Source organism: Stappia sp. 28M-7, from assembly GCF_014252955.1.
GTDB lineage: Bacteria > Pseudomonadota > Alphaproteobacteria > Rhizobiales > Stappiaceae > Stappia.
In genome coordinates, this window is sequence record NZ_JACMIA010000001.1 from 4,472,122 (window position 1) to 4,497,031 (window position 24,910).

Consider the following 24,910-nt stretch of genomic DNA (forward strand, 5'->3'; position numbering starts at 1 on the left):
CCTCAAAAAAAACGCGCGCAAGCTGCCAGCTTGCGCGCGCCAGTCGCCATCCCCGCCGGAAGGGCCGGCGGAAGCTGCTTACATCTTGCAGTCCTGGGCCAGGCTGTCCTTGTAGTCCGAGACGACCTTGCGCACGAAGGACGTGGCGTACTTGCCGTCGTCCCGCTTCACCACCTTCAGCATGTGGAAGTCCTGGATCGGATAGTGATTGGTGTTGAAGGAGAACTTGCCGCGCACCGAGGCGAATTCGGCCGCCTCCAGCGCCTTGCGCATGGCCTCCTTGTCGTCCGTGTTGCCGCCGGTCTTCTCCAGCGCGCTGGCGATCAAGAGCGCCGCGTCATAGGACTGGGCGGCATAGGAGCCCGGCACATAGCCGTATTTCTCCTCGAAGGCGGCGACGAAGGCCTTGTTGGTCTCGTTGTCGAGATCCGGCGCCCAGGACCCGGCGGACAGGAAGCCGACAGCGGCGTCCTGCTGGCCCGGCAGCGTGGATTCGTCCGTGGTGAAGACCGAGAGGAACTTCATCTTGCCCGACAGGCCGGCCGCGTCGAACTGCTTGACCAGCCGCACGCCCATGCCGCCCGGCATGAAGGTGAACAGCGCGTCGGCGCCCGAGGTGGAGATGCGGGCGATCTCGGCCGAGAAGTCCTGATGGCCGAGCGGGGTGTAGACCTCGTCCGCCAGCGTGCCGTCAAAGCCCTGCTTGAAGCCCGCGATATTGTCCTTGCCGGCCTGGTAGTTCGGCACCATGGCGAAGACGTTCTTGAAGCCTTCCTCCGTCGCGATCATGCCGCTGACTTCGGCCGGCTGGTTGTTCTGGTAGGAGGTGACGAAGAAATACGGGTTGCAGTTGCGCCCGGCGAAGGTCGAGGGGCCGGCATTCGGGCTGATCAGGAAGGTCTCGGCCTCGACCACCGGCTTGAAGATCGCCTGCAGCATGTTCGAGAACACGGTGCCGACGACGAAGTCGACCTGCTCGCGCTCGATCAGCGAACGCGCCTTGAGCAGCGCCACGTCCGGCTTCAGCTCGTCGTCCTCGACGACCAGGCTGATCGACTGGCCGCCGAGCTTGCCGCCGTTCTGCTCCAGCGCCAGCTGGAAGCCGTCGACGATCTGCTGGCCGAGCGCCGCCGGCGGGCCCGACAGCGTCACCACCATGCCGATCTTGATGTCCTCGGCCAGCGCCGCCGAGCTCATCAAGGCGCCCAGCGCGACGCCCGCGGCAAGGCCGGTCAGTTTACGCGTCCACGTGCAAGTCATGGTCATTCCCCTCTTCTCGCCCCTTTGCCGGGGTCGATTTGCCTCTGGCGGCATCAAGGCGCCCAGCGCCCCTGCCTGCCGTATCGTCCTGCCGGCCTCCCGTCCGCCGGTCTTCTTCTGTCGTCTCTTCTTGTCTTGTGTCTTCTTGTCGGTTCTGTCTCGTGCCTCAGCCCGCCTTGCGCGCGGCAAAGCCAGCCATCTTGGCATATCCTTCGACGATTGCCTTGCGGTCCTCGTAAGACAGCACATGGTCGATATTGTCGAAGCGGCGCGGGCTCAGCCGCTCCACCTCGTCGATCACGCGCTCCGGTCCGCCGCGCCGGTTGGTGCGCACCACCTCCGCCGTCTTCGGCAGCCGCTCTTCCTCGTAGCGGTACAGCGCCTCGCGCGGATGCTCGGCCGCCGCCATGTGGTCGGCCAGGCACCGTGCATCGAGGATCGCCTGCGCCGCCCCGTTGGAGCCGACCGGATACATCGGGTGCGCGGCATCGCCGAGCAGCGTCACCCGGCCATGGGTCCAGCGCGGCAGCGGGTCGCGGTCCGCCATCGGATATTCGAAGATCGTGCCGCTGGCGCGCACCAGCGCCTCCACGTCGAAGCCCGGCACGGTGAAGCGCCGCGCATAGGGCAGCACCCGCGACAGCGGCGCCTGGCGCGACCAGCTCTCGGGCGGCGGCGGCGACACCGAGCCGTCGGCGACGCGCACATTGACCACCCAGTTCATCAGCTGCCGGCCGTCCTTGGCCGGGGCGATCGGGTAGAGCACCAGCTTGGCGCCCAAACCGCCGGCGATCGCCATCGTCTCGCCGTCCTCCCACACGGGCCATTCGGCCGCCCCGCGCCACATCACGACGCCGGCCCAGCTCGGCGGGCCCTCGTTGGGGTAGAAGCGCTTGCGCCCCATGCTGTGGATGCCGTCGGCGCAGACCAGCACCTCGCCGCGCAGCGTGCGCGAGGTCACGCCCTCGGCCGCATCGGTGAAATGCGCCGTGACGCCGGCCTCGTCCTGCACGAAGCCGGACAGCCGCAACCCGGTCAGCACCGCATCCTTGCCCATCCGCTCCACGGCCGCATCATAAAGCACCTTCTGCAGCCGGCCGCGATGGATCGAGAATTGCGGGAACTTGTGGCCGGCATGCAGGCCGCGCAGCTCGCGCCACACTTCCTGCCCCTGCCGGGTCAGGTAACGCAGCTCGCGCGTCCTCAGGCCCACCTCGTCCAGCCGGTCCAGCAGTCCCAGCCCCGCCAGCTCGGCGATGGAATGCGGCAGCGTGTTGATGCCGACACCCACCTCGCGCACCTGCGGCGCCTGCTCCACCACCGTGGCCTTGATGCCGCGCTCGTGCAGCATCAACGCGGTGGTGAGCCCGCCGATGCCTGCGCCCGCGATGAGGACGGTCATTGTCCCGCCCCGCTGTCTTCCGGCGGCAGGAAGTCGATGGCATGGGCGGCGGAGACCGCGACGATCTCGGCCGGATCCGCACCCGGGCCCATGTTGTGCAGCGCCCAGAACAGGTCGTAGAGCTGCAAGGTCGGCGTCACCCAGAACAGCGTCTTGATGGTGCTTTCGGACTTGTTGAAGATCCCGTGCGGCACGCCGCGCGGCAGCTTGACCAGATCGCCCGGCTCGCCGATCACCTCCTGGCCGTCGAGCAGGAAGGTGAAGCGCCCCTCGAGGATGTAGAGGAACTCGTCCTGGTCCGGGTGGATATGCGGCGGCACGAAGGTGCCGGGCGGCAGCGAGGCATGCCAGGAAAAGCACTCCTCGGTCATCTGCTTGGGCACGTAGGTCTGGCCCAGGATGTTCCAGCGGATCTGGTCCAGGCTCTCGCGGGACTTGACGATTCCGGGCTCCATCGCGGTCTTTCTCCGTTCTGTCTTGCGCGCGCCAGCCGCTCCCGCCGGGGAGCCGACAAAGGCGTCGGTGATCGGCGATGCCGGGTCCTTCAGGGCCTCCAGCACCGTGAAATGATTGTGCTCGCCGTCGACATGGGCGCGCGCCGGCACGTCCAGCCCGCCCCAGATGTCGGCGAGCAGCTTCGCCTGGCGGATGAATTCGGGCCGCTCGCCGCCGCCCACCCAGCAGGTCAGGGGAGCGGCCAGCCCCGGCTCGGCGAGCGCGGCGCTTTCGGCCCGCGCCTCAGCAAGGTCGAGATGCAGCGTGTCGTTCATGCCCGTATGCAGCAGCGGACGCAGGTCGTGCAGGCCGCTGATCGACAGCGTGTGCTCGATGCGATTGCGCACGCCCGCCTCCAGCGGGCTGTCTGCGCAGACCATGCGGGTGACCAGATGGCCGCCGGCCGAGTGGCCCGACAGGCGGATCGGCCCGTCGACACGCGCCGCCGCATGGGCGATCGCCCGGGCGATCTGTCCGGTGATCTGCGAGATGCGCGCCTCGGGGGTCAGCGTGTAGCTCGGCAGGCACACCGCCCAGCCGCGCGCCCGCGCCCCTTCGGCAAAGTCCGTCCAGTAGGACTTGTCGAGCCGCATCCAGTAGCCGCCATGCACGAAGACGGCGAGGCCGCGCGGCGTGCCTTGCGGCCAGACGATGTCGTACGTCTCGCGCGGATGCGCGCCATAGGCGATGTCGAGGTCGAGCCGGTGGCCGGCCGCCTGCATGGCGGCACGGTACTCGGCCGCACGCGCGGACCAGAAGCCGGGCAGCTCGTGCGAATTCGCCACATGGGCCATGTTGGCGAAGGCGTCGTCCCAGTCTCGGGCGGGGGGCAGCAGGGGCATGGGTCTCGCGTCTTGGATCTCGGGTGAAGACTGCGGCGGGCGCGGCGGCACGGCCTCGGGCGAACCGCCCGCCGCGGAGCCGCTCAACCGGGCGATGAGGCGGCGCAGCACGCCGCCCGCTCCCCGGCCCGGCGCGTCTGTGGTCACGCCAGCGGCCGGGCCTGTGGTCAGGCGCCCTCCGGCGGCGGCAGGAAGTCGACCTCGTGCAGGGCCGACAGGCGCACCAGCTCGGCCGGGTCCTTCACCCCGTCCAGCACGGTGAACAGCTCGTAGAGCTTGCGCGCCGGCGACACGCCGAAGACGCAACGTGCGGTCTTGCCCGAGCGGTTGAAGATGCCGTGGGCGATGCCCATCGGCATGCGCACCGTGTCGCCCGGCCCGGCACGCACCACGTCCGCGCCGAACTCGACCTCCAGGTTGCCCTCGATCAGGTAGATCCACTCGTCCTGGGTCGGATGGATGTGCGGCGGAACGAAAGTCCCGTCCGGGATCGTCGCATGCCAGATGAAGGCGTCGTCGCTCTTCAGCTTGGGCACATAGGTGTGCCCCACCACGTTCCAGGAATGTCCGTTGAGGCCGGTATCGGCCTTTGTCACGCCAGGTTGCATCGTCGAGGCTCCGTCTGGACAGGGGTTTTTGCGTTTTTGTTCAGCCGAGCCTGCACCGGAACCGCAAAATCCCTTATCCAGAAAACGAACGCGTGTTGCGGCGAAATATTTTAGACTTGAAATATCAGAGGGAACTTGCGTTGATCATGTCCTGAGAGGCTAAAGCCCCGGGGAACGCCATGACCGCCGAACGGACACTGCCGACGAGGGAGTACTTCGCGAGCCATCCGGTGCTGCGCACCAGCGACCTCGACGAGGCCCGCCATCGGGTCGGCCAGAAATTCTGCGACCACCGGCTGGAGATCGGCAACCGCCGCTCCAGCCTTTCCGTCCGCCACAATGCGGTGCGCGGACTGAACCTGTCGGTCAACTATCTGTCCTACGGCGCCGAGGTCAGCATCGATCCGGGCCTGCTCGGCTCCTTCTATCTCTTCCACCTGCCGCTGTCGGGCCGCACCCGCGTCCAGCATCGCGGCGAGGAGATGATGGCGACGCCGCAGGCTGCGGCGATCCTCAACCCGGACCGCACCGCGCGGCTGGACTGGGGCGAGGGCTGCAGCAAGGTGCTGGTGCAGATCGACCGCACCCATCTGGAGAACGTGGCGCGCGATCTCGTCGGCGCGCCGCTGCCCGGCCCCATCCGCTTCGACATGAAGGTCGACCTGACCTCGCCGCAGGGCCGGCAGCTGCACCGCATGGTCACCGCCTGCGTCGAGGCGGTGGAGGGTGGCCGCCTATTCCATCGCCCGCTCGGCGGCGGCGACCTGCGCGCCGAGCACGATCTCGCCCACGCGCTGTTGATGCTCCAGCGCAGCAACATCACCCACATCATCGAGCGCGCCGACAGCCAGGCGCGGCCCCGGGCGATCCGCCTGGCGCTCGACTACATCCATGCCAATCTCGCCGAGCCGATCACGCTGGCCGACATCGCCCGCGCCGCCGGCATCAATGTCCGCACCCTCCAGAAGGGCTTCCAGCGGGTCTTCGGCCTGTCGCCGATGCAGGTCCTGCGCAACGCCCGGCTGGACACCGCCCACTACCAGCTGCTCGCCCATCGCGACGCGCCCAGCGTCACCGAGGCAGCCTTCTCATGCGGCTTCTCCCACCTCGGCCGCTTCTCGCGCGACTACAAGGAGCGGTTCGGCCACTCTCCGAGCGACCGGCAGGGCCTGCGCACCGCCGGCAGCTGAGACCGGCCGGGTCGAGAGGCAAAAATCGAAATTTCGCGAGATTGAGACGGAATTTCGCAAAATCCTGCGCAAAATTCGAGACGGCTTCGATGCGCCCCGGCGCGGGGAAAGGCCCTGCACTGTCCCCGCCCCCGCCGAAAACGCCCTGCACCAAGGAAATTGATTTTTCACGCCAGTTTGCTATCAAGCCCGGCAGGATGGCGCAGCTGTCCCCGCCGCATAGGCAGCATGGTCCCGTAGCTCAGCAGGATAGAGCATCAGATTCCTAATCTGAGGGTCACAGGTTCGAATCCTGTCGGGATCACCACCTATCCCCGCGCCGCCGTTTCGGCCGCCTGCGGGGCCAGGGCCTCGGCCGGGCCGACACGGCGGGCGATCTCCAGGAAGCCCTGCAGGTAGTCGGTCGCAAGTTCTGCCCGCCGCACGCCGATATTGATGCTCTTGCCGAGCCCCTCCCGTCCGACCCCGATCCGGGCCAGATCCAGCCCCGCCGCGCTTTCGGCCAGCAGCCAGTCCGGCAGCACCGTCACGCCGCGCCCCGCCATCACCATCTGCAAGGTCAGCTCCACGCTTTCCACCGTCACCCGCCGCCGCGGGCGATAGCCGGCCGGAATGAGAAAACGGGTAAACAGATCAAGGCGTTCGGCCGCAACCGGTACGGTCAGGAGGTCCTCGTCCAACAGGTCGGCCGGCTCGATGAAGGCGCGCCGGGCCAGCCGGTGATCGGCCCGCACCGCCAGCTTCAGCTCGTAGTCGAAGACCGGTTCGAACTCCAGGTCCGGCACGTTCACCGGATCAGGCGTCACCAGGACGTCGATCTCGTGCGCCGCCAGCGCCGCGATGCCGTCGAAGCGGAAGGCGGTGCGGATCTCGATATCCACGTCCGGCCAGGCCACAAGGAACGGCCCCGTCACCCGCATCAGCCATTTTTCGCAAGGATGGCACTCCATTCCGATGCGCATCGCCCCGCGCCGGCCTTGCGCGATGTCCGCCAGAACCTGCTCGGCGTGGTCGAGTTCGGGCACCAGGCGGTCCGCCAGCCGCAGCAGATATTCCCCCGCACGGGTCAGCTGCAGGCTGCGCCCCTTCCGATGCCAGACCTTGATTCCGTAGCGGCTTTCCAGCTTGGCGACCGCATGGCTGATCGCCGACTGGCTGAGGTTCATCCTCGCCGCAGCGGCGGTCACACTGCCCGCCCGCACGACCTCGCGGATGAAGACGAGATGTTGCCGGTCGAGCATTTATGCGAGCCCTTCATCCATGTGTGAATTATCATCATTTCTGCTCATATTCCCGATCTGCTATGCGATGGTCAACGCCCGGCGCATCCATTTTGCGTGCCGGATTTTGCCCACCAGTCAGGTTCAAGCCCTCATGTCCGACGCCGCGGCGGCCCAGCCCGCTCCTTCCGAGCACTCGTCCCTCTACCCGTACGCCCGCAGCAACGTCGTTCGCCTCGCCATCGTTCAGGCGCTGGCTGGTGCGAACTCCGTCGTGGTCTTCGCCACCGGCGCGATCGTCGGGCATACGCTGGCGCCGACCCCGGCACTGGCAACGCTGCCGATCACGATTTTCGTCGTCGGCATGGCTGCATGCACCCTGCCCTCCGGCGCCATCGCCCAGCGCTACGGCCGGCGCGCGGCCTTCCTTGCCGGTACGGTTTGCGGTGTCCTGGTCGGCCTGCTGGCAGCGCTCGCCGTCATCATCGGCTCGTTCTGGCTGTTCTGCGCGGCGACCTTCTTTGGCGGCGCCTATGCGGCGGTTGTCCTCTCCTTCCGCTTCGCCGCCGCCGATTGCGTGCCGGCCGACAAGCGGCCCCGCGCCCTGTCGCTGGTCATGGCCGGCGGTGTCTTCGCCGGCGTCATCGGCCCGCAGCTGGTCACCCACACCATGTATCTGTGGATGCCCTACATGTTCGCCGCCACCTTCCTGGCACAGGCGGGCGTGGCGGCGCTTTCCGCACTTATCCTCGCCGGCATCCGCCTGCCCAAGCCGACCGCCGCGGAACGCGCCGGCGGCCGGCCGCTCGGCCTGATCGCCCGCCAGCCGCGCTTCATCGTGGCGGTGGCCTGCGGCGTCGTCTCCTATCTCTTGATGAACTTCCTGATGACCGCCGCCCCGCTCGCCATGCAGCTCTGCGGCCTGTCGCAGGAATCCGCCAATCTCGGCCTGCAATGGCACGTCATCGCCATGTATGCGCCGAGCTTCTTCACCGGCAGCCTGATCACCCGCTACGGCGCGACGACCATCGTCGTCACCGGCCTTGCGCTGATCGGCGCCTCGGCCGTCGTCGGGCTGACCGGCGTCGAGGTGACCCAGTTCTGGGTGACGCTTGTCCTCCTGGGCCTTGGCTGGAACTTCGGCTTCATCGGCGCCTCCGCCATGGTGCTGGAATGCCACCGGCCGGAAGAGAAGACCCGCGTCCAGTCGCTGAACGACTTCGTCGTCTTCGGCACCATGGCCTTCGGCTCGCTGCTCTCCGGCGGCCTGCTCACGGCCTATGGCTGGAGCACGGTTCTGTGGTTATCCTTCGTGCCGCTGACCCTTGCCTTCATCGCCATCGCCGTCTCGCGCAGCTTTTCCCCCGCGCGCGGCTGACTGGAAGGCAAGCCGCCTACGGACAGGAACGACGCGATGCGCATCAACGACGATCTCGACCGACCGGTAACGGTCCATTCGGCTGAGCTCGACTGGATCGCCAGTCCCGCCGCCGGCGTCGAGCGCAAGATGCTCTACCGGGTGGGCGGGGAAATCGCCCGCGCCACCTCCCTCGTGCGCTACGCGCCCGGCAGCGCCTTTCCCGCGCACACCCATGACGGCGGCGAAGAGATTCTCGTGCTGGAGGGAACCTTCCAGGACGAGCACGGCGACTATCCGGCCGGCACCTACTTCCGCAATCCCCCGGGCACCGCGCACAGCCCCGCCTCGGCCGAAGGCTGCGTCATCTTCGTTCGGCTCTGGCAGTTTCGCGGGTCCGACACCGCCCAGATCGTCCACCGCCCCGGCGAGGGCGATCCCGCCCCGCTGCGCAAAGGGGCCGCCGCCGCCCGCCTGCTGTTTGCCGATGCGGCCGAGCGGGTTGCGATCGAGGGCTGGCTGGGCGACACGGCCGTTGCGGTCGAAAACCCGCAAGGCCTTGAGATTCTCGTCATTTCCGGAAACCTTCAGGCCGATGGCGAGCCGCTTTTCGCCGGCAGCTGGTGCCGTCTGCCGGCCGGTATCGACTTCGCGGCGACGACCGGCCCGGATGGCGCATGCCTGTGGCTGAAGCACGCCCCGCTGCAGCACCCGGACGTGCTGGCGATGCCCGGCTGAGCGGCGATGTGCTCGCCCGCACGACCGATCACCGGATTGTGATCCTGCACACCTCGCGCACCACGCGCCATGTGCCCATACCCTTGCTCCCGCACGCGAACCGCACGGAAAATTAAGCCCCTCGGGCTAGATTCTCGCGGTTGACCCGAGAAGGAGCTCCCGGCGTTGCGCCTGTCACCTGTGACATGGGCCGAAAGGATCCTGCCCGCCGCCCTTTTCGCGCGCGTGCAGCCTGTGCTTGCCCGCTGCGAGCGTATCCTCAACGGCGAACCGGACACTTCGCGCGCCCAGCGCATGGCGCTGTCGGTGTTCGCGATCCGCGTGCTCGGCGCCGTGCTCGCCTATGTCATGCAGGTCATCCTCGCCCGGCTGATGGGCGGCCACGAATACGGAATCTACGTCGTTGTCTGGACGCTGGTCGTGGTTCTGGGCATCTTCGCACCGCTCGGCTTCTCGTCCTCGGTGCTGCGGCTCATACCCGAATACCGGGCGCAGGGACACCACGGCCGCCTCCGCGCGCTGCTTGTCGGCAGCCGGCTGGCCGGCGGCCTTGCCGCCACCGGGATCGCCCTTGCGGGCATCCTGGCCGTGTGGCTCGCCGGCGACCTGATCGCCTCCCACTACGTGCTGCCGCTGGCGCTCGGCGCCGTCTGCCTGCCGCTCTTCACCATCGGCAGCATCCAGGACGGCATCGCCCGCGCCCACGACTGGCCGCTTCTGGCCATGCTTCCGACCTTCATCTGGCGCCCGCTGGCGATCCTCGCCGGCATGGCCATCGCCATCTGGGCCGGCGTTCCCGCCACTGCGACCAATGCCTGCATCGTCACGATCCTCGCCACCTGGGGCGTGGCGCTGGTGCAGATGCTGGTTCTCTCCCGCTCCCTGCCGCCCGCCCCGGCAGGCCGCCCGCTGCGCGGCGACTGGACTTTTCGCGACTGGCTGCGGATCTCGCTGCCGATCCTGCTGGTGGAGGGATTCTTCCAGCTGATTACCAGCGCCGACGTGGTGATGGTCAGCCTGTGGGAGGACCCGCATCAGGTGGCGATCTACTTCGCCGCGTCCAAGACGCCGGCGCTTGCTCATTTCGTCTATTTCGCGGTGCGCTCGGCCACCGCCCATCGCTACTCGCACCTGTATCACGGCGGCGCGCGCGCGGAGCTCGGCGCCTTCGTCGCCGACACCGCCCGCTGGACCTTCTGGCCGACGCTGGCCATGTGCGTGCTGCTGGTGCCCGTCGGCCCGCTGCTGCTGTCGCTGTTCGGTCCGGACTTCATCAGCGGCTATCCCGCCATGCTGATCCTGCTGGCCGGCGTGCTCGCCCGTGCCTGCGTCGGTCCGGCCGACGCGCTTTTGACCATGGCGGACCAGCAGGGACGCTGCGCCCGGATCTATGCCCTCGCCTTCGTCCTGAACCTTGCGCTCAACATGACCCTGATCCCGCTGCTCGGCATCAACGGCGCGGCCATCGCCACCGCCGGCGCGATGATCTTCGAGGCCTGCGCCCTGCGCCACCAGGCGCGCCGCCATCTCGGCGTCGACCCGTTTATCCTCGCCCCCCGCGCCCCGCAGGCTGCACCGTGACACGGGGTGCCCGGCCCGCCCACGTCCCGGCAGGGTTAACCAAGGCTGAACGAAGCAGCTTCAATTGTCCCCGCTCTGTGGCATCTTCTGCCTCTGAAACCGACGGTTGCCCCCGACAGGGATCGGGACCGGCAGGCCGGCGGGCAAAGGAGCCGCAATGGCAATCGCCGAAGACGACAGGGCCGACGGCACACGCACGACGGGATCCGGCACCGAGCAGGCAGCACGCCCATCCGCTGCACGCGCCCGCCGTCGCAAGGCCCCCCGCCAGCCGGTCTCGGCGGCATCCAGAGGCCAGCACCGGGAGCGGACGATGAACGCCCTCGTCTTTCGCGCCAGCGAAGCCGAAGCCCATCTGCCGCAGTGGCGCGCGCTCGCCGAGACCGCGCTGGAGCCGAATCCCTTCTTCGGGCCCGATTTCCTGCTGCCCTATCTGGCGCATATGGAAACCGGCAACGTGCGCATCCTCGCCGTGCGCGATGCCGGCGACGGCAGCTTTCTTGCCCTTGCGCCCTTTCTGCGCCGCCGCGCCGGTCTTTTCGTTCCGGTGGCCAGCGCCTGCGCCAGCGACTACGGCCCGCTCGGCACTCCCCTGCTTGCCCCCTCCGCCGACAGCGCCACCTTGTCGCTGCTGCTGGACAAGGCGGCACTGGAGTTCGGCACCCAGACCTTCCTTGTCCCCTATCTGCGCACCGACGGGCCGGTCACCGAGCTGTTCGACGACCTCGCCCGGCAAGCGGGCTGGCGCGTGGCCTGCACTGCCAGAGCCGTGCGCGCCGGTCACTCCGCGGGACCGGCCGGCGAAGAGCAGTTCCGCCAGATCGGAACCCGCCGCCGCAGGGAGCTGAATCGCCAGTTGCGCCGGCTGGAGGAGGCGAATGCCACGGCCCGCTTCGACAGCCTGACGGATCCCGCCAGCGTCGGGGAAGCCTTCGAGAGATTTCTGGCTCTGGAAGCCTCGGGATGGAAGGGACGGCGCGGAACCGCGCTCGCGAGCACCCCGGAGCGCGCGGCCTTTGCCCGCGCCTTCATTTCCTCGCTGGCCGCAAGGGGACAGGTGCGCATCGACACGCTGGACGCCGGCAACACGCCGGCCGCCATGCTGGTGACGGTGCGCGACCGTGACCGGACGTTTTCCTGGAAGATCGCCTATGACGAGCAGCTTGCGCGTTTCTCGCCGGGTGCGCAGCTGACCCGCCGGGCGATGCGTCGCAATCTCGACGAAGCCGGCTTTTCCGACGCGGATTCGCTTGCCATTCCGGACCATCCGATGATCGCGCCGCTGTGGCGCGGCTCGGTGCCCTTCGCCACGCTGGTGGTCTCGAAGGGAACGGGAGGCGCCCTGCGCGGCGCGCTTGCCCGGCTCGACATCGCCGCCAATCGCCGGCTTCGCAAACTGGCGCGCGCGCTGCTGGCCAGGGTGCGCAAGGGCCGCGGCTGAACCGCGCGATCGGGAGGGAGGATTACTCCTCGGTCTCCAGGCCGCCGCGCACCGTTTCCTCGCGCAGCAGGCGGCGGATGACCTTGCCCGTCGTGGTCATCGGCAGTTCATCCACGAAGGCGATTTCCCGAGGATATTCATGCGCCGATAGCCGCGTGCGGACATGGTCGCGGATCTCCTCCTCGAGCGCGGTGTCGGGCGCAATGCCGGAGGTCGGCACGATGAAGGCCTTGACGATCTCCGTGCGCAGCGGGTCCGGCTTGCCGACGACGGCAGCCAGCGCCACCGCCGGATGCGACAGCAGACAATCCTCGATCTCGCCCGGGCCGATGCGATAGCCGGCCGAGGTGATGATGTCGTCGTCGCGCCCGACGAAGTGGACATATCCGTCCTCGTCGACCACGCCCTGGTCGCCGGTGGTCATCCAGTCGCCGATGAACTTGCCGAGCGTTGCCTCGTCCTGCCCCCAGTAGCGCAGGAACATCACCGGATCGGGCCGGCGCACGGCGATCTGCCCCTGCACGCCCGGCGCCAGGACGCTGCCGTCCTCGCCGATCACCGCCACCTCGTGACCGGGCACCGGCTTGCCGATGGCGCCCGACCGGCTGACGCCGAGGGCCGCACACGAGGCCAGGATCGCATTGCATTCGGTCTGGCCGTAGAACTCGTTGACGGTGAGACCGAGATCCTCGCGCGCCCAGTCGTAGGTCTCCCGGCCCAGCGCCTCGCCGGCGGAGCCGACGGTGCGCAGCGCCAGATCGAAGCGCGCGCGCGGATTGGCCACCGCACGCATCATCTTCAGCGCGGTCGGCGGGATGAAGGCATTGCGCACGGCAAACCGCTCGAGCAGCGCGAAGGCCCGCTCGGGATCGAATTTTTCGAAGCGGTAGGAGACGACCGGCACGCCGAGCGTCAAGGCCGGCAACAGCGCGTTGAGCAACCCGCCCGCCCAGGCCCAGTCGGCCGGGGTCCAGAACAGGTCACCCGGCTGCGGCAGGAACTCATGCGCCATCTGGATACCGGGCAGATGGCCGGCGAGCACCCGGTGGCCGTGCAGCGCGCCCTTGGGCTGGCCCGTCGTGCCGGAGGTGTAGATCATCATCGCCGGATCGTCCGGGCTGGTCTCCGCGCAATCGAAGGAAGCCGCCCCTTGCGCCACCAGCGTGTCGAAACACAGGGCGCCGGGCGCCACGCCGTCCGTGGACACGATCACGCGCAGCATGCCGAGCTCGTCGCGGATCTCCGACAGCTTGGCAAGCCCGGCCGCATCCGTGATCACCGCCGCCGCGCCGCTGTCGGCGAGCCGGTAACGCAGCGCGTCGACGCCGAACAGATTGGCGAGCGGCACCGCGACGGCGCCGAGCTTGTAGACCGCAAGATGGCCGAGAAGCGTCTGCGGCGACTGCGGCAGCAGCAATGCCACCCGCTCGCCGCGGGTGATCCCTTGTGCCTTCAGGGCATTGGCAAGCCGCGAGGAGGCCTCTTCGAGCCGGCCATAGGTCCAGCGCTCGATGCTGCCGTCCTCGCGAAGATGCAGCAGCGCCTCGCGCTCGGGCGCGCGGGCGGCAAAAGCGCTGCAGGCGACATCGGCGATGTTGTAGCGCGCCGGGATCCGCCAGCGGAATCCGGAAACGAGTGCCTCGTAGCTTTCGGCGCGCTCCAGCATCGTTCAAGCCGCCTCAGGGCTGCCCGGCCGGCCCGGCAAGCACCAGCGACCAGTACACCTTGTGCCGGGACCCGGGCGCGTAGGCCGTGGCGATGCCCATGCGTGTCGCCTTGCCGTCGAGCATCACCGCATTGTGCTTGGGCGAATCGCGCCAGCCGGAAAAGGCCTCGGCGACGGTCCGGTAGCCGGCGCTGACATTCTCCACCGCATAGGTCTTTTCCTCGCCGGCGGCCGCAAGGCGCACCGCGAGGCTGTTACCGCGCTGAAGCGAGGCCTGGATGTCCTGGGCGCGGGCCATGGCGAGGGCCTGCTTCTGCGCCACTTGCATCAAGGACGGATCGATGGTGAGCGAGCCTGCGCCGTTGGACTGGCGATAGCTGGTGATCATCTGCTGCGCCGCGGCCGCATCGACGGAGGCGTCGACCCGGGCGAGGTCCTTGTAATAGGGCGGAACGACGTTGCGCTCCGGCATGCAGGCGGCGGCAAGCAACCCGACAAGGGCGACACAGCCGATACGAAGCCGAAAGGTCATGGGAGTCTCATAGCGTCCCGCGCGGCGCGGGGCGAGGAAAAATGAAGGGCGGCGGCCGCGCGGCGCCCTTTGACCATGCTGCCCGCTCGTGCCGGCCATGGTCAGGGGCGCAAGGATAGGCCCCTCCCCTTGAGAAAGCGTTGATGGGCGAACCGCCCACGACCCCGCCGCGGAAAACCTCCCGCGGCGGAGCCTGGAAGAGCGGTTCTCGAGGGGTCAGCGTTCGCTTGCCGCCAAAACATCCTCGAACGTGCGCAGGCCCGTGGTCGGCGCGCAGACCAGCACCGCCATGTTGCCGGGCGCGTGCTGGTTCTTCCACATCTTGGTGTGGGCACGCGGGATGTCCTCCCACGGGAAAACCTCGCTCATGCACGGATCGATCCGCCGGTCGATGACCGCCTTGTTGGCCTCCGAGGCCTGCTTGAGATGGGCGAAATGCGAGCCCTGGATGCGCTTCTGCCGCATCCAGACATAGCGGGCGTCGAAGGTCAGGTTGAAGCCGGTCGTGCCGGCGCAGAACACGACCATGCCGCCGCGCTTGACCACCAGGCAGGAGACCGGGAAGGTCGCCTCGCCGGGATGCTCGAACACCATGTCGACATCGTTGCCCTTGCCGGTGACCTCCCAGATCGCCTTGCCGAAGCGCCGTGCCTCCTTCAGCCACTCGTTGTATTCGGGCGAGTTGACCTTGGGCATCTGGCCCCAGCAGTTGAAGTCCTTGCGGTTGATCACGCCCTTGGCGCCGAGCGAGAGCACGTAGTCGCGCTTGTCCTCGTCGGAGATGACGCCGATGGCATTGGCCCCGGCCGCGGCCGCCAGCTGGATGCCGAAGACGCCGAGGCCGCCCGAGGCGCCCCACACCAGAACGTTCTGGCCCGGGCGCAGCTGGTGCGGCGCGTGGCCGAACAGCATGCGGTAGGCGGTGGCCAGCGTCAGCGTGTAGCAGGCCGCCTCCTCCCAGGTCAGGTGCTTGGGACGCGGCATCAGCTGCTGCGACTGCACGCGGCAGAACTGCGAGAACGAGCCGTCCGGCGTCTCGTAGCCCCAGATCCGCTGGGTCGGCGAGAACATCGGGTCGCCGCCGTTGCACTCCTCGTCGTCGCCGTCGTCCTGATTGCAGTGAATGACGACCTCGTCGCCGACCTTCCAGCGCTTCACCTTGGAGCCGACCGCCCAGACGATACCCGAGGCATCGGATCCGGCGATGTGATAGGCCTCGTCATGCACCTTGAAGACCGAGATCGGCTCGCCGAGACCGGCCCAGATGCCGTTGTAGTTGACGCCCGCAGCCATCACGAGAACCAGCACCTCGTTGCTGTCGAGCTCCCAGGTGGGAACCACTTCCAGCTTCATCGCGTCTTCCGGCGGCCCGTGCCGGTCGGGCCGGATGGTCCAGGCATACATCGACTTCGGCACATGGCCGAGCGGCGGGATCTCGCCGATCTCGTAAAGGTCCTTCACCGGGCGATCCTCCGCCTCGCGATTGTCGTTTGCCTGCTGAGCATTGCCCATATCGCGCATGTCCTCCCGTTATGTCGCCGGCAGGTGCAGCAAGGGCCGAGACCGCCGCCGCACCGCCTTTCAGGTTTTCGCCCCCCGCGTCCTCTCCGGCGTCCCGTCCGCCCGTCCGGCGGAGGCCCGGATCGTTGCCGGCGCGAGGTCGTCGGCCGCCCGTCCCTTGCGGTCGATTGCTGCGACGCATCATTCCGAAAGAGGAAGATACGCCCCGCTCGCGAAACTATCGTACCAAAAATAGGCGTTCCGCTATTGGACTATTGCTTAATTGGCGCGTTTGCCCAAGAGTGTTTTTGCATCGCACCTAGAAATAGTGCGTTGCGGGCGCGGGAGGCGCGCTTGATTTCGGGAGGATGGCGCCCCGTCTCAGGACGAGGAGCTTGAGGAAAATCAGGAAGATGCCCGGTCATGCGGACCCCATTGGGCACCGCCGCGGGCACGAAGCTTGCGAGGAGTGTTTCCATGGGCGACAGAGCGACCCCCGGCACGGAACCGGCGACGAAGAGCGCGGGCGGGGCGACACCGGCCCGGCGCGACAGGCCCTGGATCTTCCGCACCTATGCCGGCCATTCGAGCGCGCAGGAGTCCAACGAGCTCTATCGCCGCAACCTCGCCAAGGGCCAGACGGGCCTGTCCGTCGCCTTCGACCTGCCGACCCAGACCGGCTACGACCCGGACCATCCGCTGGCGCGCGGCGAGGTCGGCAAGGTCGGCGTGCCGATTGCCCATCTCGGCGACATGCGGGCGCTGTTCGACCGCATCCCGCTGGAACAGATGAACACGTCGATGACGATCAACGCCACGGCCCCCTGGCTGCTGGCGCTCTATGTCGCGGCCGCCGACGAGCAGGGCGCCGACCGGGCCGAGCTGGCCGGCACGACGCAGAACGACATCATCAAGGAATACCTGTCGCGCGGCACCTATGTGTTTCCGCCCGCGCCCTCGCTGCGGCTGACCCGCGACGTCATCGCCTGGACCTACGGCGCCATGCCGAAGTGGAACCCGATGAACGTGTGCTCCTACCACCTGCAGGAAGCCGGGGCGACGCCGGTGCAGGAGCTCTCCTTCGCGCTGGCGACCGCGATCGCCATTCTCGACGAGGTGAAGGCATCGGGCGCGATACCGGCAAGCGACTTCCCACAGGCGGTCGGCCGCATCTCCTTCTTCGTCAATGCCGGCATGCGCTTCATCACCGAGATCTGCAAGATGCGCGCCTTCGCCGAGCTGTGGGACGAGATCTGCCAGACCCGCTACGGCGTCGATGACGAGCGCTACCGCCGCTTCCGCTACGGCGTGCAGGTCAACTCGCTCGGGCTCACCGAGCAGCAGCCGGAAAACAACGTCTACCGCATCCTCATCGAGGCGCTGGCCGTGGTGCTGTCGAAGAACGCCCGCGCCCGCGCGGTGCAGCTGCCGGCCTGGAACGAGGCGCTCGGCCTGCCGCGCCCCTTCGACCAGCAATGGTCGCTGCGCGTGCAGCAGATCCTTGCCTACGAGACCGACCTGCTGGAGTTCGAGGACATCTTCGACGGCTCCTCGGTGATCGGCCAGAGGGTCGAGGCGCTGAAGAGCGAGGCGCGCGAGGAGCTCGCCCGGATCGAGGAGATGGGCGGCGCCGTCGCGGCGGTGGAATCGAGCTACATGAAGCAGGCGCTGGTCGCCTCGAACGCCGCCCGTCTTGCCGCCATCGAGGCGGGTGAGCAGGTGGTGGTCGGCGTCAATCGCTTCACCGAGAGCGAGCCTTCGCCGCTCGCCACCGGCGAGGACGGCGGCATCCTGACCGTGCCCGAGCATGTGGAGGCGGACGCCGTCGCAACGCTCAAGGCCTGGCGCGAGGCACGCGACGAAGGCGCCGTGGCGGGCGCCATCGCCGCGCTGAAGCAGGCGGCAAGCGAGGGCACCAACATCATGGAGCCGTCGATTGCGGCGGCGAAGGCCGGCGTCACCACCGGCGAATGGGGCGCGGCGCTGCGCGAGGTGTTCGGCGAATACCGGGCCCCGACCGGCGTCGGCAAGGCGGCGCGCGCCGATGCGCAGGACCTTGCCCCGGTACGGGCGGCGGTAGAGAGCGTGTCGGCGAAGCTCGGCCGCCGGCTGAAGTTCCTGGTCGGCAAGCCCGGCCTCGACGGCCATTCCAACGGCGCGGAACAGATCGCCGTGCGCGCACGCGACTGCGGCATGGAAGTCGTCTACGAGGGCATCCGCCTGACCCCGGCGCAGATCGTCAACGCCGCGCTGGAGGAGGACGTCCACGTCATCGGCCTGTCGATCCTGTCCGGCTCGCACCTTGCCCTGGTGCGCGACGTGATGGACCGCCTGCGCGCGTCCGGCATCGACGATATCCCGGTGGTCGTCGGCGGCATCATTCCCGAGGAAGACGCCGCCAGTCTGCGGGCGATGGGCGTCGCCGCCGTCTACACGCCGAAGAACTTCCAGCTTACCGACATCATGAAGGAAGTGGTGGAGATCGTCGGCTCACGCGCGGAAGCAGCTGCGTGAGGGGACCGGAACGCCTCTGCGGTTAAGCCTGTCTGCACTATTTGCAACCGCACGCAAGGGCTGTGACACCACACGTCTTGCGCGCATCGCTCCGGCACGGCATGAAGCAAGGAGTTCGCTCCACCGTCAGACCGCCATGCCCTTGCGAGACAACCAGAAGACCCGACGCCCGCGCCTCGCTCTGCCGCCCCGCACGGTGGCTGCCCTGAGCCTTGCCGCCGTGCTGCTTGGTGCGGCTTGCACGCAAGACGATCCGCGATTTCCTGCTTACTTTCGGTACGCGGTGGATGTGAAGGTCGACGGCGTGCCTGTCACCATCGAGCGCGTCGTGAAATGCACTGGCACCCGTTCGTGGGGCACGTCTGCAGCACCGGGGCGCTGGACTGGCCAGAGCTACGTCAATCCTCCCGCAATAGGTGCCAAGGTTCCCGGCGGTGATGCAGCCGTCTATGTCCGCGTGCCGTTGGCGTGTGCCTGGGCAGCCAGTCCTGAAGCTGCGCAGCAGCGGCCCCCACCTCTCGTCCCTGGTGACATCGTTCCGGTGCTATGGACCGACAATTGGCAGCGGCTGGAGCAGATTGAATACTATTCGACCCGTCCAAGTCTTGCGGGACAGGACAGTCATGTGGAGTTTGTTCGCGTTCAGCCGCTGGAACGGGCGGACAAAAAGGCATTCGAGATGTCTGAGGTGCGAGCCGCGAGGGAAAGTCCCGATCTGCGCCCCGTGGCCCGAGTTCGAGCGAAAGGACACGACGAACCCATCTCCGCCCCCTCGTGGCTGGATCCTGATCGACCTAAGACACCCGCACCCGGTATGACTTGCTTTGCCGCCCTATCCCTGGACCGTGACAACTGGGACCAATGGCCGGCGTTGAAGCCGTGGGTGGACAGCCTCCCAAATGATGGACGATTTTACGAAGTCCGCCCCGCGTTGGGAGACATCGCCACCAGCCTGAACTTTGAAGGAGGGTTCTTCGCTGCGCAAAGTCTGAACAGGATATCTTTGAGCGCAGAAGTCACCTCGGGAGAAGGCGCGCGACGGGCGCTTCAACTATATAACTCCATGCATCCCATAGTTCCGAGCAGAGGCGGTGCATATATCGACAAGTCAAGGCAAGGAATCTCAAGTTGCTCGTTCAATCTATGGTACCATGATAGATCCTACGAGTACCATGTGAAGAAACCCGTCGGCGAACGAAAAAGTCGCGAACACACTGAAATATACTCGGACGCGAAGAGATTCCCGCTGATGATCTCGCCTGATAGAGAATCAGTAATGCTTATTGTTCAATTGGGGCCAATTTACTCTGACACGGATGAACCTGTCGCCATGGACATAATCCACTGACGGCGCGGGCGGAGCAGCCTCCGCCGCCCTCGCCCTGTCCGGTCAGGCCTATTTCTGCAGCTCGCCCTTGAGCCAGCGGCGCCACTGCGAGCGGGTACCGAAGAAGACGTTGCGGTCGACATTGCCGTTGATGCCGTCGACGCGGCCTTCCGCCGTGTACTGCCAGAACACCCAGTTCTGCCGCTTCTCGTACTTGCGGTCCGGGTGGCTTGCCACCGAGCGCAGCCAGAAATCGTAATTGTGCTTGGCATCGACCAGCCGGTCGCGGTGGAAGTCGACGGATGAGTAGATCACCGGGCGCTTGCCGTAATGCGCTTCCACCCGCTCCAGGAAGTAGCGCATGTCGCGGATGACCTGTTCGCGCGGCGGCCGGTCGCGGCAGGTGCGCGAATGGGCGTTCCACTCCATGTCCAGCACCGGAGGCAGCGCGTCCGGGTCGACCGGCACGTTCTGGATGAACCAGGCAACCTGTTCCTCCACCGGCCGACAGAAATAGTAGAAGTGATAGGCGCCGCGCGGCACGCCGGCCGCCTTGGCCTGCACCCAGTTGTCCATGAACTTGGGGTCGAGATAGTCGCCGCCTTCGGTCGACTTGATCCAGGCGAACTCCGTGCCGGCCCGCTTCACCCGGTGCCAGTCGATATCGCCCTGGTAGCGGGCGACGTCGATGCCATGGATGGCGAAGTCCTCCGGTGTCGGATCCGGAAAGTCGAAGGCCGCGCAGGACGCCATAAACAGGGTACAGAACAGGATCAGCACGCGCGCAATCATCGCTCTCTCTTTGGTCCAAAGCCCCCTTTCAACCGGGACCGGACATTATGGCCAAAGCGTTAAGGAAGCGCTTACCAATTGAGCGAAGCGAAAATGAGATGAGGCCAAACCTTACGGTTTGGCCTCACAAGATCGTGATCGAAACGTCCCGAAAGCCTCAGCCGAGCGGCGGGATGCGCAGCACCTGGCCCGGGTAGATCTTGTCCGGATCCGACAGCATCGGCTTGTTGGCCTCGAAGATGGCGGTGTACTTGGAGCCGTCGCCGTAAGCCTTCTTGGCAACGGCCCACAGCGTGTCGCCCTTCTCCACCGTGTGGAAGCCGGCTTCCGGCGCGCTGTCCGCGACCGCAATCTCTTCTTCGACCTTGGCGACGCCCAGCACGTTGCCGGCGGCCAGGATCAGCTTCTCGCGCGCTTCCTGCGTCGGGGCCGCGCCGGCGATCTTCACCGTGTCGCCGGACACCTCGACCTTGACGTCGCCGTCGAGACCGAGCGCGGCCACTTCCTTCTCGATGGCTGCCGCCGCATCGGCCTCCGGCTCGTCTCTGCCCCACAGGGACTTGCCCGCATCCTTCACGAAATCAAAAAAGCCCATGTGACGGCTCCCCTTTGTCCTGCCTCAGCACGGCCCCTGCCGTGCCCACTCAAACGACGCGGCGTGTGCCGCGCCTTTCGACACCAGTGTCGGCCCCAGTCATTACCGCCCGCAAGCGCCAATTCATGTGACAGGCAGCACACAAATCCGCCTCGCGCGCGAAAGCCCGGCCTTGCACGCCGGGTCCGCAACTGGCAATCAGGCAGGAAGCCGTCCAGGCTCCGTCCCGTCCTGCCCAGATCCGGATCGCCCATGACCGACCGCCTGACCATCGCCACCTGGAACATCAACTCGGTGCGGCTGCGCCTGCCGATCGTCGAGAAGCTGATCCTCGACCATGCGCCGGACGTGATCTGCCTGCAGGAAACCAAGTGCGCCGACGGCAACTTCCCGCTCTCCGCCTTCCGCAAGCTCGGCTACGAGCACATCGCGATCAAGGGCCAGAAGGGCTACCACGGCGTTGCGACGATCTCCCGCCGCCCCTTCCTCGACGAAGAGCGGATCGACTACTGCACCAAGGGCGACAGCCGGCATCTTTCGACCGGCATTCCCTTCGCCGGCGACCGCTTCACGCTGCAGAACTTCTATGTGCCGGCCGGCGGCGACGAGCCTGATCCCGAGATCAACGACAAGTTCGCCCACAAGCTCGCCTTTCTCGACGAGATGGCCGACCGCTTCGCCTCGATCTCCGGCAACGCCATGGTCGTCGGCGATCTCAACGTGGCGCCCTACGAGCACGATGTGTGGTCGCACAAGCAGCTGCTGAAGATCGTCAGCCACACGCCCATCGAATGCGAGAAGCTGGAGGCAGTGCGCACCGCCGCGGGCCTCACCGACGTGATGCGCGCCTTCGTGCCGCTGGAGGAAAAGCTCTACACCTGGTGGAGCTACCGCGCGAAGGACTGGTCGGCCGCCGACAAGGGCCGCCGGCTCGACCATGTGTGGGCGAACCCGGCCCTGGCCGGCCAGGCGGTCTCCATGCAGGTGCTGCGCGATGCCCGCGGCTGGCAACAGCCGTCCGACCACGCGCCGGTCCTGGTGCGGCTGGAGGCTTGAAGCCGCCTCCAACCTCCCGGCTCACCCGTCAGGGGCGGATGATCACCTTGCCCAGGACCTTGCGGTCGGCAAGCTCGCGCAGCGCCCTTGCCGTTTCCTCGATCGGATAGACCGCATGCAGGTGCGGCCGGATCCGCCCCTCGCGCATCCAGGCAAGCAGCTGCTCCATGTTGTCGCGATGCGCCTCCGGCTCGCGCACGATGGCATCGCCCCAGAATACGCCGAGCACGTCGCAGCCCTTCAGCATGACCAGATTGAGCGGCAGCTTCGGGATCTGGCCGGCGGCAAAGCCGATGACCAGATAGCGGCCGCGCCAGCCGGTGGCGCGCAGCGCCGCCTCGGCAAGATCGCCGCCGACCGGGTCGTAGACCACATCGACACCGCTGCCGTCGGTCAGCTGCTTCAGCCGCGTCTTCAGGTCTTCTTGCGTGTAGTTAACCAGGATGTCGGCGCCGTGGGCGCGGGCCAGCTCCAGCTTTTCCGCGCTGGAGGCGCAGGCGATCACCCGCGCGCCCATCGCCTTGGCGATCTCGACCGCGGCAAGGCCGACGCCTCCCGAGGCGCCGAGCACGGCAACCGTCTCGCCCGGCTCCAGCCGCGCCCGGTCGCGGAAGGCATGCAGCGAGGTGCCGTAGGTGACCGAAAGACCGGCCGCCGCCTCATCGGAGACCTCGTCGGGCAGGGCGACCAGATCGTCCTCAGTGGCGATCACCGCGCCGCGCACCGCGCCCCATCGCACATAGCCCATCACCCGGTCGCCCGGCTCGAAGGCCTCGATCCCCTCGCCCGTCTCCAGCACCCGGCCGGCAAACTCGGCGCCCGGCGAGAACGGCAGCTCGGGCCGGAACTGGTACTTGCCCTCGATGATCAGCGTGTCGAAGAAGTTGAGCGCCGCCGCGCTCACCTCCACCAGCAGTTCGCCCGGCCCGGGCGACGGCATCTCGATGTCCCGCAGGACAAGGTCCTCGGGCGCGCCGAGGCGTTCGCACAAAACGGCTTTCACACAAGTTTCCCCCAATGTTTCCCCAAGTTTCGCCTAGCACGGGATCAAGGTCCGGAAAAGCCGTGAAACTCGTCAATCTTGTCAGGGCGGCGCCCAGCCGCTATCTCCGGTCACCTGCGGTTGCCCGGCCGTTCGCGGGCACAACGACAAGGAGGTCGCAAGGACCATGCGCGGTTACTTCGCCGTCGGGGCGGAAGGCATTTCGAAGCAGATGAACCTGGGCAACCTGATGCGCTCGGCGCATGCCTTCGGGGCGAGCTTCTTCTTCACCGTCGATGCCGACAAGAGGATCCGCAAGGCTCCCGCGTCCGATACCTCCAAGAGCACCGGCCACCTGCCGCTGTTTCACTGGCCTTCGATCGAGGAAATGGATCTGCCGCAGGGCTGCCAGCTGGTCGGCGTCGAACTGACCGACGAGGCGGTCGACCTGCCGAGCTTCATGCATCCGCTGCAGGCGGCCTATATCCTCGGCCCCGAGCGCGGGTCGCTCTCGCCAGAAATGCAGGCGGCCTGCCAGCACATCATCAAGATCCCGACGAAGTTCTGCCTGAACATCGCGATTGCCGGTGCCGTGGTGCTGTACGACCGCCACCGGGTGCACGGGCAATATGCCGAGCGCCCGCTGACCGCAGGCGGCCCGAAGGCTCCCCGGCCGGCGCACAAGCATGGCGGGCCGATCATGCGCACGGGGCGCAAGATCCCCGGTCAGACCGGCTGAACCGAACGGAAAAAGAGGGATAGGGGCTCAGCGCCGGGCGCGCGAACGCGCCACCCGGCCGAGCGTCAGCAGCACGTCGCCGACCAGCGCCTCGGCAAGCGCCGGCGACTTGCGCGCCGCCGCCACCGCATCCGCCAGCCGCTCGCCCGCCTTGGCCAGATCGTCCCCCGACCACAGCGAGAGCTCGCGCGAAACAAGGTCCCGCCGTTTGTAGAAGATCGGCGGGCGCGCCTGCTCGACGACGCGGGCCGGTGGCACGCCGCGGTCAACCTCTGCCCTTGCGCGGGCGAGAAACTGGAAATGGCGTAGCGCCGCCGAGGCGATCATGTCCGCGCGCTGGCCGCTGGCCGACAGCCGCTCCAGCCCGTGGTCGAGCTTGCCGAGATCGCCGAGCGCAGCCGCATCGATCAACTCGTCGACGGCAAAGGCCGAGGCATCGCCGATCACCGCCTCGACATCGGCAAGGTCGATGCGCTCACGGCCATAGGCATAAAGGCAGAGCTTGCGCACCTCGCCGCGGCTCGCCAGCCGGTCGGCGCCGAGCAGTCCCATCAGCGCCTGCCGCGCCTCGCGGCTGATCGCAAGGCCGGCCTCGCGCAATTCGCCGTCGATGACACGCTCCAGATCGCGCACCTCGTCGCCATAGCACGGGATCGCCACCGCCTTGCGGTCACGCTCGAACTTGCCCCGAAGGCCGGTCCCCTTCTTGAGATCACCCGCTTCGATGACCACGAGCGCGCTTTCCGCGCGCTGCTCGCCGAACAGCGGGTCGACGGCCGGCGTCAGGTTCTTGCCCGCCCCGTCGCGCAGCCACACCACGCGGCGTCCGCCGAACAGCGGCACCGTCGAGGCCTCGTCGATCAGCCGCGCGGGATCCGAGACCACCTCGCCCGCATCCAGGCGGACAAGCGAAAAGGGGTCGTCGACGCCGCCGGAAGCACGCGTCACCAGCGCCTGGGCACGTTCCGACACGAGCCCGGTGTCGGGCCCGAAAACGAGGATCAGGGAGACGTCGGCCGGCGGATCGGCGATGAAACGGTCGATCTCGCCGGCCTTGAGCGCGACCATCGCGG

21 protein-coding genes, 1 tRNA gene and 1 pseudogene are annotated in these 24,910 nt (G+C 67.5%); 10 read left to right on the plus strand and 13 right to left on the minus strand.

Features of this window, described 5'->3' with window-relative positions; translation table 11 throughout:
• Window positions 1-78: 78 nt before the first annotated feature.
• The 5 genes and pseudogenes from H7H34_RS20070 to H7H34_RS20090 form a co-directional block, all read right to left on the minus strand.
• Window positions 79-1,266, minus strand: coding sequence for an ABC transporter substrate-binding protein (locus H7H34_RS20070; protein ID WP_245165143.1), 1,188 nt, complete (start codon window positions 1,264-1,266; stop codon window positions 79-81).
• A 160-nt stretch (window positions 1,267-1,426) separates the two neighbouring features.
• Window positions 1,427-2,662, minus strand: coding sequence for a flavin-dependent oxidoreductase (locus tag H7H34_RS20075; protein ID WP_185926232.1), 1,236 nt, complete (start codon window positions 2,660-2,662; stop codon window positions 1,427-1,429).
• Window positions 2,659-3,117 (minus strand): cupin domain-containing protein, encoded by a 459-nt coding sequence (locus H7H34_RS20080; protein WP_097174463.1) that lies wholly within the window; start codon window positions 3,115-3,117, stop codon window positions 2,659-2,661. The genes H7H34_RS20075 and H7H34_RS20080 overlap by 4 nt, the downstream gene beginning before the upstream one ends.
• A gap of 51 nt (window positions 3,118-3,168) precedes the next feature.
• Window positions 3,169-3,999 (minus strand): annotated as a pseudogene (locus H7H34_RS20085) (alpha/beta hydrolase); the annotation flags it as partial.
• A 167-nt stretch (window positions 4,000-4,166) separates the two neighbouring features.
• A complete protein-coding gene (locus H7H34_RS20090; RefSeq protein WP_185926233.1) occupies window positions 4,167-4,607 on the minus strand; it encodes a cupin domain-containing protein in 441 nt (146 codons plus the stop codon).
• Window positions 4,608-4,786: 179 nt separating this feature from the next.
• Here H7H34_RS20090 and H7H34_RS20095 point away from each other — a divergent pair, with 179 nt between their 5' ends.
• Together H7H34_RS20095 and H7H34_RS20100 are read left to right on the plus strand one after the other, a co-directional pair.
• Entirely contained in the window at window positions 4,787-5,797 is a 1,011-nt protein-coding gene (locus H7H34_RS20095) for an AraC family transcriptional regulator (RefSeq protein WP_185926234.1), read from the plus strand.
• 230 nt (window positions 5,798-6,027) lie between these two features.
• Window positions 6,028-6,104 (plus strand) — tRNA-Arg (locus H7H34_RS20100).
• Window position 6,105: 1 nt separating this feature from the next.
• Here the strand turns inward: H7H34_RS20100 and H7H34_RS20105 are convergent.
• The gene (locus H7H34_RS20105) at window positions 6,106-7,038 is read right to left on the minus strand and encodes a LysR family transcriptional regulator (protein WP_185926235.1); all 933 of its coding nucleotides are present in this window, start codon (window positions 7,036-7,038) and stop codon (window positions 6,106-6,108) included.
• Between the two features lie 133 nt (window positions 7,039-7,171).
• Between H7H34_RS20105 and H7H34_RS20110 the strand changes: the two genes are divergently transcribed.
• From H7H34_RS20110 to H7H34_RS20125, 4 genes are all read left to right on the plus strand, one after another.
• The gene (locus H7H34_RS20110; RefSeq protein ID WP_120270081.1) at window positions 7,172-8,395 is read left to right on the plus strand and encodes an MFS transporter; all 1,224 of its coding nucleotides are present in this window, start codon (window positions 7,172-7,174) and stop codon (window positions 8,393-8,395) included.
• 36 nt (window positions 8,396-8,431) lie between these two features.
• Window positions 8,432-9,112, plus strand: coding sequence for a cupin domain-containing protein (locus H7H34_RS20115; protein WP_185926236.1), 681 nt, complete (start codon window positions 8,432-8,434; stop codon window positions 9,110-9,112).
• 165 nt (window positions 9,113-9,277) lie between these two features.
• On the plus strand, window positions 9,278-10,693 hold the full coding sequence (locus tag H7H34_RS20120) for a lipopolysaccharide biosynthesis protein (protein WP_185926237.1): 1,416 nt from the start codon (window positions 9,278-9,280) through the stop codon (window positions 10,691-10,693).
• Between the two features lie 157 nt (window positions 10,694-10,850).
• Window positions 10,851-12,134, plus strand: a complete 1,284-nt coding sequence (locus H7H34_RS20125) for a GNAT family N-acetyltransferase (protein ID WP_185926238.1) — start codon at window positions 10,851-10,853, stop codon at window positions 12,132-12,134.
• A gap of 22 nt (window positions 12,135-12,156) precedes the next feature.
• Here the strand turns inward: H7H34_RS20125 and H7H34_RS20130 are convergent, their stop codons facing one another.
• From H7H34_RS20130 to ccrA, 3 genes are all read right to left on the minus strand, one after another.
• Window positions 12,157-13,800: an acyl-CoA synthetase gene (locus H7H34_RS20130; RefSeq protein ID WP_185926239.1), complete on the minus strand. Its 1,644-nt coding sequence runs from the start codon at window positions 13,798-13,800 to the stop codon at window positions 12,157-12,159.
• Window positions 13,801-13,813: 13 nt separating this feature from the next.
• Window positions 13,814-14,332 carry a CAP domain-containing protein gene (locus tag H7H34_RS20135; protein ID WP_208996828.1) on the minus strand — a complete coding sequence of 173 codons (519 nt, stop codon included), beginning with the start codon at window positions 14,330-14,332 and terminating at the stop codon, window positions 13,814-13,816.
• Between the two features lie 216 nt (window positions 14,333-14,548).
• Entirely contained in the window at window positions 14,549-15,844 is a 1,296-nt protein-coding gene (gene ccrA, locus H7H34_RS20140; protein ID WP_067338077.1) for a crotonyl-CoA carboxylase/reductase, read from the minus strand.
• Window positions 15,845-16,309: 465 nt separating this feature from the next.
• Here ccrA and H7H34_RS20145 point away from each other — a divergent pair, with 465 nt between their 5' ends.
• Both H7H34_RS20145 and H7H34_RS20150 read left to right on the plus strand, forming a co-directional pair.
• The gene (locus tag H7H34_RS20145; RefSeq protein WP_185926240.1) at window positions 16,310-18,346 is read left to right on the plus strand and encodes a protein meaA; all 2,037 of its coding nucleotides are present in this window, start codon (window positions 16,310-16,312) and stop codon (window positions 18,344-18,346) included.
• A 220-nt stretch (window positions 18,347-18,566) separates the two neighbouring features.
• Entirely contained in the window at window positions 18,567-19,694 is a 1,128-nt protein-coding gene (locus H7H34_RS20150) for a hypothetical protein (protein WP_185926241.1), read from the plus strand.
• A 48-nt stretch (window positions 19,695-19,742) separates the two neighbouring features.
• Here H7H34_RS20150 and H7H34_RS20155 read toward each other — a convergent pair whose 3' ends face one another.
• The gene (locus H7H34_RS20155; RefSeq protein WP_120270073.1) at window positions 19,743-20,465 is read right to left on the minus strand and encodes a glycoside hydrolase family 25 protein; all 723 of its coding nucleotides are present in this window, start codon (window positions 20,463-20,465) and stop codon (window positions 19,743-19,745) included.
• Between the two features lie 157 nt (window positions 20,466-20,622).
• On the minus strand, window positions 20,623-21,060 hold the full coding sequence (gene lysM, locus H7H34_RS20160) for a peptidoglycan-binding protein LysM (RefSeq protein WP_185926242.1): 438 nt from the start codon (window positions 21,058-21,060) through the stop codon (window positions 20,623-20,625).
• A gap of 252 nt (window positions 21,061-21,312) precedes the next feature.
• On the opposite strand from lysM, the gene H7H34_RS20165 reads away from it, so the two are divergent.
• Window positions 21,313-22,116, plus strand: coding sequence for an exodeoxyribonuclease III (locus tag H7H34_RS20165; RefSeq protein WP_185926243.1), 804 nt, complete (start codon window positions 21,313-21,315; stop codon window positions 22,114-22,116).
• Window positions 22,117-22,144: 28 nt separating this feature from the next.
• Here H7H34_RS20165 and H7H34_RS20170 read toward each other — a convergent pair whose 3' ends face one another.
• Window positions 22,145-23,119 carry an NADPH:quinone oxidoreductase family protein gene (locus H7H34_RS20170; protein ID WP_185926244.1) on the minus strand — a complete coding sequence of 325 codons (975 nt, stop codon included), beginning with the start codon at window positions 23,117-23,119 and terminating at the stop codon, window positions 22,145-22,147.
• 166 nt (window positions 23,120-23,285) lie between these two features.
• On the opposite strand from H7H34_RS20170, the gene H7H34_RS20175 reads away from it, so the two are divergent.
• Window positions 23,286-23,837 carry an RNA methyltransferase gene (locus H7H34_RS20175; RefSeq protein ID WP_120270069.1) on the plus strand — a complete coding sequence of 184 codons (552 nt, stop codon included), beginning with the start codon at window positions 23,286-23,288 and terminating at the stop codon, window positions 23,835-23,837.
• Between the two features lie 27 nt (window positions 23,838-23,864).
• Here the strand turns inward: H7H34_RS20175 and holA are convergent, their stop codons facing one another.
• Window positions 23,865-24,905, minus strand: coding sequence for a DNA polymerase III subunit delta (gene holA, locus H7H34_RS20180; protein WP_120270068.1), 1,041 nt, complete (start codon window positions 24,903-24,905; stop codon window positions 23,865-23,867).
• Window positions 24,906-24,910 lie beyond the last annotated feature (5 nt).